This is a genomic window from Methylobacterium nigriterrae, assembly GCF_037106235.1.
Classification (GTDB): domain Bacteria; phylum Pseudomonadota; class Alphaproteobacteria; order Rhizobiales; family Beijerinckiaceae; genus Methylobacterium; species Methylobacterium nigriterrae.
The window spans coordinates 1-5,949 of record NZ_JBAWTG010000204.1; the positions used below are offsets into that span (position 1 = coordinate 1).

At 64.5% G+C, this 5,949-nt stretch carries 12 protein-coding genes; 8 read left to right on the top strand and 4 right to left on the bottom strand.

Going from position 1 to position 5,949, the window contains the following annotated elements; genetic code table 11:
* The first annotated feature begins 456 nt into the window (after positions 1-456).
* A complete protein-coding gene (locus tag WDW90_RS34080) occupies positions 457-699 on the top strand; it encodes a DUF6894 family protein (protein WP_336492132.1) in 243 nt (80 codons plus the stop codon).
* 118 nt (positions 700-817) lie between these two features.
* Positions 818-1,060 (top strand): DUF6522 family protein, encoded by a 243-nt coding sequence (locus WDW90_RS34085; RefSeq protein ID WP_336492133.1) that lies wholly within the window; start codon positions 818-820, stop codon positions 1,058-1,060.
* Between the two features lie 132 nt (positions 1,061-1,192).
* Here the strand turns inward: WDW90_RS34085 and WDW90_RS34090 are convergent, their stop codons facing one another.
* Complete coding sequence (locus WDW90_RS34090; RefSeq protein ID WP_336492134.1) at positions 1,193-1,429, bottom strand: hypothetical protein; 237 nt, start codon at positions 1,427-1,429, stop codon at positions 1,193-1,195.
* 309 nt (positions 1,430-1,738) lie between these two features.
* On the opposite strand from WDW90_RS34090, the gene WDW90_RS34095 reads away from it, so the two are divergent.
* The 4 genes from WDW90_RS34095 to WDW90_RS34110 all read left to right on the top strand — a co-directional run bounded on the left by WDW90_RS34095 (position 1,739) and on the right by WDW90_RS34110 (position 3,257).
* Complete coding sequence (locus tag WDW90_RS34095) at positions 1,739-1,858, top strand: dodecin domain-containing protein (protein ID WP_336492145.1); 120 nt, start codon at positions 1,739-1,741, stop codon at positions 1,856-1,858.
* Positions 1,859-2,474: 616 nt separating this feature from the next.
* The gene (locus WDW90_RS34100) at positions 2,475-2,675 is read left to right on the top strand and encodes a hypothetical protein (protein ID WP_336492135.1); all 201 of its coding nucleotides are present in this window, start codon (positions 2,475-2,477) and stop codon (positions 2,673-2,675) included.
* 52 nt (positions 2,676-2,727) lie between these two features.
* Positions 2,728-2,940 carry a hypothetical protein gene (locus WDW90_RS34105; protein WP_336492137.1) on the top strand — a complete coding sequence of 71 codons (213 nt, stop codon included), beginning with the start codon at positions 2,728-2,730 and terminating at the stop codon, positions 2,938-2,940.
* A 107-nt stretch (positions 2,941-3,047) separates the two neighbouring features.
* A complete protein-coding gene (locus tag WDW90_RS34110; protein ID WP_336492138.1) occupies positions 3,048-3,257 on the top strand; it encodes a hypothetical protein in 210 nt (69 codons plus the stop codon).
* Between the two features lie 89 nt (positions 3,258-3,346).
* Here WDW90_RS34110 and WDW90_RS34115 read toward each other — a convergent pair whose 3' ends face one another.
* Positions 3,347-3,703 carry a hypothetical protein gene (locus WDW90_RS34115; protein ID WP_336492140.1) on the bottom strand — a complete coding sequence of 119 codons (357 nt, stop codon included), beginning with the start codon at positions 3,701-3,703 and terminating at the stop codon, positions 3,347-3,349.
* Positions 3,704-3,968: 265 nt separating this feature from the next.
* Between WDW90_RS34115 and WDW90_RS34120 the strand changes: the two genes are divergently transcribed.
* Together WDW90_RS34120 and WDW90_RS34125 are read left to right on the top strand one after the other, a co-directional pair.
* Positions 3,969-4,211 carry a hypothetical protein gene (locus tag WDW90_RS34120; protein WP_336492141.1) on the top strand — a complete coding sequence of 81 codons (243 nt, stop codon included), beginning with the start codon at positions 3,969-3,971 and terminating at the stop codon, positions 4,209-4,211.
* Positions 4,212-4,494: 283 nt separating this feature from the next.
* The gene (locus WDW90_RS34125; protein ID WP_336492142.1) at positions 4,495-4,674 is read left to right on the top strand and encodes a CsbD family protein; all 180 of its coding nucleotides are present in this window, start codon (positions 4,495-4,497) and stop codon (positions 4,672-4,674) included.
* A 380-nt stretch (positions 4,675-5,054) separates the two neighbouring features.
* On the opposite strand, the gene WDW90_RS34130 is transcribed toward WDW90_RS34125, so the two are convergent.
* Both WDW90_RS34130 and WDW90_RS34135 read right to left on the bottom strand, forming a co-directional pair.
* Positions 5,055-5,312: a hypothetical protein gene (locus WDW90_RS34130; RefSeq protein WP_336492143.1), complete on the bottom strand. Its 258-nt coding sequence runs from the start codon at positions 5,310-5,312 to the stop codon at positions 5,055-5,057.
* A gap of 276 nt (positions 5,313-5,588) precedes the next feature.
* Positions 5,589-5,804, bottom strand: a complete 216-nt coding sequence (locus WDW90_RS34135; protein ID WP_336492144.1) for a hypothetical protein — start codon at positions 5,802-5,804, stop codon at positions 5,589-5,591.
* Positions 5,805-5,949: the final 145 nt, after the last annotated feature.

A 5,949-nucleotide genomic window follows, 5' to 3' on the forward strand; every position in this document is an offset into this window, starting at 1 on the left:
CTGCCTGGCGGCTCGACCGCGGCTGCAACAATAGTCGGGCGCGATCCCTCAACGGACGTCGCGCTTCTGCGCGTCGAGGCCGACCTTCGGCCGGTGACGGTCCAAGTATGGAAGCCCGCAGAGGCGGTGGAGATGCGGGCAGGCGGCCTACTGCAACGAGGCGTCCGCCAACCATGCGGGCATCGACGGGACCGGCCTCGGCGCCGGTAGCGGCGGCACCGTCCTTCCAAGCTGGAACGGCGACAGCGGAGGTACGGGTCTCGGCGCGTCGGTCGGCGGCACGCCCTTTGCCGGGGGCATTCGTCCTGGTGCGGCCGGCGGCTTTTCGTAGATGGGATAGGGGCGGATCAGTCGTGGATGGGGCGTCATGAGCCACACGCTTCTTGGGCCCTCGGCATCGCCGGGTTGGGACGCTCGTTGATGGCGTGGCAGGTGTCTCTGCCGGCAGGAGGGCGCATGCCCTGGTTCTATTTCGACGTGCTGCACGACGGCGACGACGTGACCCGGGACCACAAGGGGACCGAGTTGCCGGACATGGGGGCGGCTCGCACTTACGCGCTCGTCCTCTGGCAGCGGATCATCCAGGAGCGGGCTGCCGGCGGTCGGGATCCGACACACTGGACCATCGCGATCTTGGACGTGCACGGGACCGTGCTGGACCTGTTGCCCCATCCGGCCAGAGACGAGGCATTGGGATAGCGCATAGCGCATAGCGCCGCGCTGCCGGATGCTGGCGAACTGCCCCTGACCCTCGCACTTGTGTGGTATGCTCGGTCTCAAGCCTGCATCTGCTACAGAGCTGATGGAGGGACGGCCCATGCACTTGGATCGCAACGGGCAAGGCGACTGGATCATCGATCCGGAGCAACTCGCCTCTCGACTGGACATCATCCCCGGCCATCTGCGGCATAAGATGAGGCTCGGCCTTGTCACGAGCCGCGTCGAAGCCGGTCAGCACGAGGATGCCGGCAACTGGCGCGTCACGGTTCGCACCGGCCAAAAAGCCTGGCAGGGCATCTTCGATGCGGCTGGCAATCTGACCAGTGAGCGCATGCTGTGACGGCACCGCAGGTGTCAACGTCATGCCCGCCTGCGGTCAAGGCAGGGCGCGACAGCGCTCTCGAACGAGGCGTCGCATTCGCATGACCAGCGCGCCTGCCTTCGCCTGAGACAGGCTACGGGAACGGGCGCCTCATCGCGCAGGCGGATCGAGCCGCGCGATGGTCCCCAGGATGTGCTGCCGATGCTCGCGCCACTCCTCCAGGGTCTCTTCGAGCGTCACGAGCAGGTGCCTCGCCTCCGCCGTGTTGTGTCCATCCTGAGCCAAGCGCGCGATCAGGGCGACCTGATCGGTGACACGCCTCCTGCCCTCAGCGATATGCCGGTCCGCCTCGGCGAGGCGCTCGCGCTCTTGCTGGACGTCGTGCATGGCGGATCTTACGCCTGTTTGAGGATCCAGTCCCGGCCGCGTGCGAGGCCGCGCAATTCGCATACCGTGCCCGCTTCCCTTCGCGTCAACGCCTCGGCGGGCCCGACTCGAAGCTAACGCCAAGCCCCTGCGCGCAACTGCACGGAGGATTGCCTCCCGATGGGACCGGGCCGAGCATCGCCTGCCTGACCCGAAAGGGAGGCGATTATGTCGGTGGTGAAGTTCATCGAGCTGTCGGCTCAGTCCCCATAAGGATACGAGGACGCGATCAAACAGGCCGTCGAGACCGCATCCAGCACGCTGCGCAACATCCAGTCCGTCTGGGTCAAGGAGTTCGAGGCCGTCGTCGAGAACGACACCGTGACCCAGTACCGGGTCAACCTGAAGCTCTCGTTCCTGCTCGAAGGCACGGGTGCAGGGGGCAGCTGAACGCGGCGCTCTCGCTTGGCTGTCCGCGCCGTCGGCAGGCGGGGTACCGACCGCAGCTCCGCTCCGGGTTCGCCTGCAACGTGCGCGGCCGGTACCTGCCACTCCGGATGTGCACCAGAGCGCAGGACGATGCTGCACCTGAGGGTCAGCAGCGGCAAACGTTGAGTGCGGCCAAGCTGATGAGACAGGCGAGGGGCACACTCACGTCCGGTGCCATTCCCACCCGGTGTTTCGCGCCGTTCCCGAGTGGGCGAGCCTGCCGCGTCTCGGGAAACGAGCCGCCGATGATTGGCTGCGACTGCCGCTACGTCTTCGGACCGCTTCGCAGAAATCGCCGTGCAGCCTGCTTTGCTTGTGTCGGTTCTAGAATGGGCTTCTTCTCGAGCAGACGCTTCACTCGCTCGTTGAAGTCGTCGGCTGAAATAGACTGAGCACACCCGTTGTTGGTTGCATGTGCCATCATGATTTCCGCGTCGTCGCCCAAGGCACGGGATTGCGCGGAGGGTGGATCAGATATGATGCGTGACGGCCTAAAAAGCGAGGGTCTCCGCCGGCGTCGATCCGCTCGTGACAGTGAGCCTTGGTGGCAGCGCACGCCTGTGGCACAGGGTCGGGCATGACCGAGACAACGAACACCCATCCCTACACGCTGGAGATCCTGCCCCCGAAGCTGGAGGGCGCCTCCTATCAATGGGCGATCCGCAGAAGTGGCAAGCTGGTTCAGCGCTCCGACCGCACGCTTCCGAACGAGGCGAAGGCGCGCGAGAGTGGAATGGCGCAGATCGAGAAGCTGCTGTCTGGAGCGGGGGACCGGTAGGCGGGACGTTCTCTCTGCGTCCCTGGGCTGGGCGACGTGGCAGGAGATAGCCATGGCTGGAACAGAGGCATGTGCGGTCGCCATAGCGCTGTTAAAGGAGCAGGTGGCGCGCCTCGATGGCATTATGCGCGACATCGATGACGGCCGCTGGTGGCCCTCAGATGCATTTGGTCACGAGGACGCTGAGAGCGTCACCCACCACGCCAAACGCATCGAGGAAAGCGTCGACGAGATCGCCCGCATCGTAGCGGCAATGAAGGATTAGCGGGTCAGAGCCACAGGCCGGGAGAAGGTGTGCCTTGAGCGCCCTGCACCGAAATGGGCGCGGTTCGACGCCCTGTCATTCCCGCCGCCTCCGTGCGAGAGGAGAGGATGATCAATCGAATCTGGACGGTGTCGAAAGCGGCCTTCGGCATAGGGCTGGTGGTGGTGGGCGCACTGTATGCGGCACAGAAGCTCGACCGTGAGCGCGCGGCACAATGGTCACTGCGGACAGGCGGCGTTGAGGAGCCGGAGTTGACCGGCTCGCTCAAGTCTCTGGCGCGGATCCCTAGAGGTCCCACGCAAGGTCCGTCCCGGTAAGCTGAGCACTCGCGTTCCATCGGAGTTTGATGGGGCTCCTCGGCCGCTGGACTGAGCTGCTGCTCAATCCAGTCAGCGCCTCATGAGCGTCACGACGCACGCCCGACATCGAACCACACGCTCTCAAGCACCATCGCACGCCAGTCCGAGTGTACGGGATCCATTTGCACAAGGTGCAGGATGGCCTCATCCAAAGCGTCGAGACCGCCGGCAGCGTGGATGCCTTCGCCAAGACGATGGAGTTCGCTCCAGTAGCCCGTGCCGATGGGGTCCTTGACGGGACCGCCGAGAGCTGGGCCGAGCTGCGAGTTCCCATGTTCCCGCCAGGTCGTGAGCGATCCACCATCGCGGACGGCGCTGAAGGTTGAGCCGACGTTCTCGCTCTGGACGATGGTCTGCAGCAAAGCGTTGGTCGCAAGTTCGGCCGTGGCGGCTGCATGTCTCATCGGGGTCACCTGAAGCCGCTTAGCACGGCCGTTCATTGCCGCTGTTGCCAGCCCTCTGTCGTGCTGCCGCGGGTCTCGGACCGCCATCCACGGCAAACAGCACGGCGTGCCCTTCGCTAACCCGCACAACCTCCTCCAGTTCACGTCAGGCCCTGTCGGTAGAGGGTCGGGTCTCCGTGCCGAAACCGATTGCCAGCCCGCATTGCGGCGCTCACGATCAGGCCTCGTGCACGGATGCCCTTCGTGCTGTCACGCGGAGTCGCTCATGGACGTCATCCTCAACCCGATCGGATCTTCCGGCACCGAGTGGAGCCTGGACGACCGTCTCGGCCGCCACCTCGGCACGATCCATCTATCCGCCGGGGCCGCACCATTCGAGATCGAGCCAAGTCCGACCAGTGCCCTGGTGGGGATCAATAGGGCGCACAGGTCGCTCAGTGAGGCGATGTCCGCCATCTCGATCCGCATGAGCGGGACCTGCGAACTCAACAGTCACGATTGGGATTGAGGTGCCTCAGCGTCCGCGTTCTGTTGGAGCTTGGTCCCCTCGAGCGGAGCCGAAGCCAGGCCGCCATCGAGGCTCGTAGGCTGGGCGTGACCGAGCACTCGCGTGGCCGTCGCCTCGACAGCGGCGGGAGGTGGCCAGGATCTCCAGCCTGCCCATGTGGAACGGTCCACGCATTCGCCGAAGCGCTTTAGGATGAGCCGACGCGCCACAGGAACCGCCGAGATCAGCCTCTCGTTTGCTAAAGGCGCTGAATCAGGCGCTCTGAAAACGGCAGGAGGAACCCATGGCTGTCGACAAGGACCGCGTTGAAGGCTCGGCCACGAACCTGGGCGGGAAGGTCAAGGAAGGCGCCGGCAAGCTGACCGGGGACGAGAAGCTCAAGAACGAGGGCGTCGCAGATCAGGTCAAGGGCAAGGTGCAGAACGCCGTGGGCGGCGTGAAGGACGCTCTCAAGGGCAAGTAGGACCTTCTCGCCAAACTCGTTTATGTGCCCTGGCTTCGTGGATCGGCTTCCGAGCCCGCGTGGCAATCTCCGCGAACGCCTGTAATTCTGGCCGCGATGCCTCGGCCAACCGTGTCCAGCCACTCCCCCTGTCATTCTGATCGTCGACGACGAGGCGCTCCTGCGCACGATGGCGGCGGAGTACTTCGAGGAGGCCGGCTATGAGTTGGTCGAGGCTGCGGACGGGGCTGCCGCCCTCGTGGCTCGACCTGCGCCTACGCGACCTTCGAGGAAGCCAGGCAGCCAGCTCGGGCGGAACTGAATGGCCTAATCGCGCTTGGAAGCGCGACGGCCGGCACCATGTGGTTGCGTCAGATATGCGATAAGCCAGACCGGAGCGGTCAATTCCGGGTGGCCCTGTCTGATTTGTCCGACTGGTCGGGGCTCTCTGACTTCGTGTCGCCTTGCTCTTGCAGAAGCCGAGCCTGAGCGCGCAAGCGAATGGCCTCGACCGTGTGACGACGCGCCTCTTCCAGGAGCACCCGGACAGCTTGCCTTTTGCCTTTCGTGGCGAGCGCATCGGCAGCCGAGGCAAGCTCGGTTGCAATGCATTCGGCAAGCGCTGCTGCGGACAGAAGATCGGCGGATGATGGGGTCACGGCAGCCTCTACCGATCAGGACAAATGCCGTTCAGGCCTACGGTCCTGCTCGATGCGTCATGTTGCGATGCAACGAGAAAACACGGATTATTGTGCATTGCAACAAGAGAGAAACGTGACAGGTTCTACACGTGCAAATCGTACGAGGAGGCGGGTCGAGCGGCTGATTTGAGTGGAGGCCGATCCAGCTTCTCGGGCTTCGGCGGATTGTCTCGCAACGGGAACAGCGCCCTCCTTCAATGAGCCGCTACATGCGAGGTTGCATCACTCGCCCTCTCACGATGCCCGTCCTTCACGCGCGGGCGTGAAATGCGGATGACCCGCATCCGTGAGGGCTCGGTCCACAGCCTCGATCGCCAAGAGGACGCGCGTCAGATCCTCCGCCATTGAGATCGGCGCCAACTCGATGCTGCCGAGCTTCTTCGTGATGGCGTCCCGCTGCCTCACAAGGGCCGAGCGTGCCCGGTTGAGATCCTCGACTTCATCCGTCATGGGGTTACCCTCTCCCTCGGCATGCCTGGGCCGGTCGGACCCTGTTCTAGAGCGGATCCCGCGCTGCTTGAGACGGGTTTGCGGGTGGTGCGTTGACGGATGAAGGAGCTTGCCCATGCCTTCACCGTTGTCTGTGGACCTGCGC

Bases quoted from the DNA above. Each gene is read 5' to 3' on its own strand.
- WDW90_RS34125 (WP_336492142.1), top strand. From the start codon at position 4,495: ATGGCTGTCGACAAGGACCGCGTTGAAGGCTCGGCCACGAACCTGGGC.
- WDW90_RS34090 (WP_336492134.1), bottom strand. From the start codon at position 1,429: ATGCACGACGTCCAGCAAGAGCGCGAGCGCCTCGCCGAGGCGGACCGG.
- WDW90_RS34080 (WP_336492132.1), top strand. From the start codon at position 457: ATGCCCTGGTTCTATTTCGACGTGCTGCACGACGGCGACGACGTGACC.
- WDW90_RS34120 (WP_336492141.1), top strand. From the start codon at position 3,969: ATGGACGTCATCCTCAACCCGATCGGATCTTCCGGCACCGAGTGGAGC.
- WDW90_RS34135 (WP_336492144.1), bottom strand. From the start codon at position 5,804: ATGACGGATGAAGTCGAGGATCTCAACCGGGCACGCTCGGCCCTTGTG.
- WDW90_RS34105 (WP_336492137.1), top strand. From the start codon at position 2,728: ATGGCTGGAACAGAGGCATGTGCGGTCGCCATAGCGCTGTTAAAGGAG.
- WDW90_RS34110 (WP_336492138.1), top strand. From the start codon at position 3,048: ATGATCAATCGAATCTGGACGGTGTCGAAAGCGGCCTTCGGCATAGGG.
- WDW90_RS34100 (WP_336492135.1), top strand. From the start codon at position 2,475: ATGACCGAGACAACGAACACCCATCCCTACACGCTGGAGATCCTGCCC.
- WDW90_RS34085 (WP_336492133.1), top strand. From the start codon at position 818: ATGCACTTGGATCGCAACGGGCAAGGCGACTGGATCATCGATCCGGAG.
- WDW90_RS34115 (WP_336492140.1), bottom strand. From the start codon at position 3,703: ATGAGACATGCAGCCGCCACGGCCGAACTTGCGACCAACGCTTTGCTG.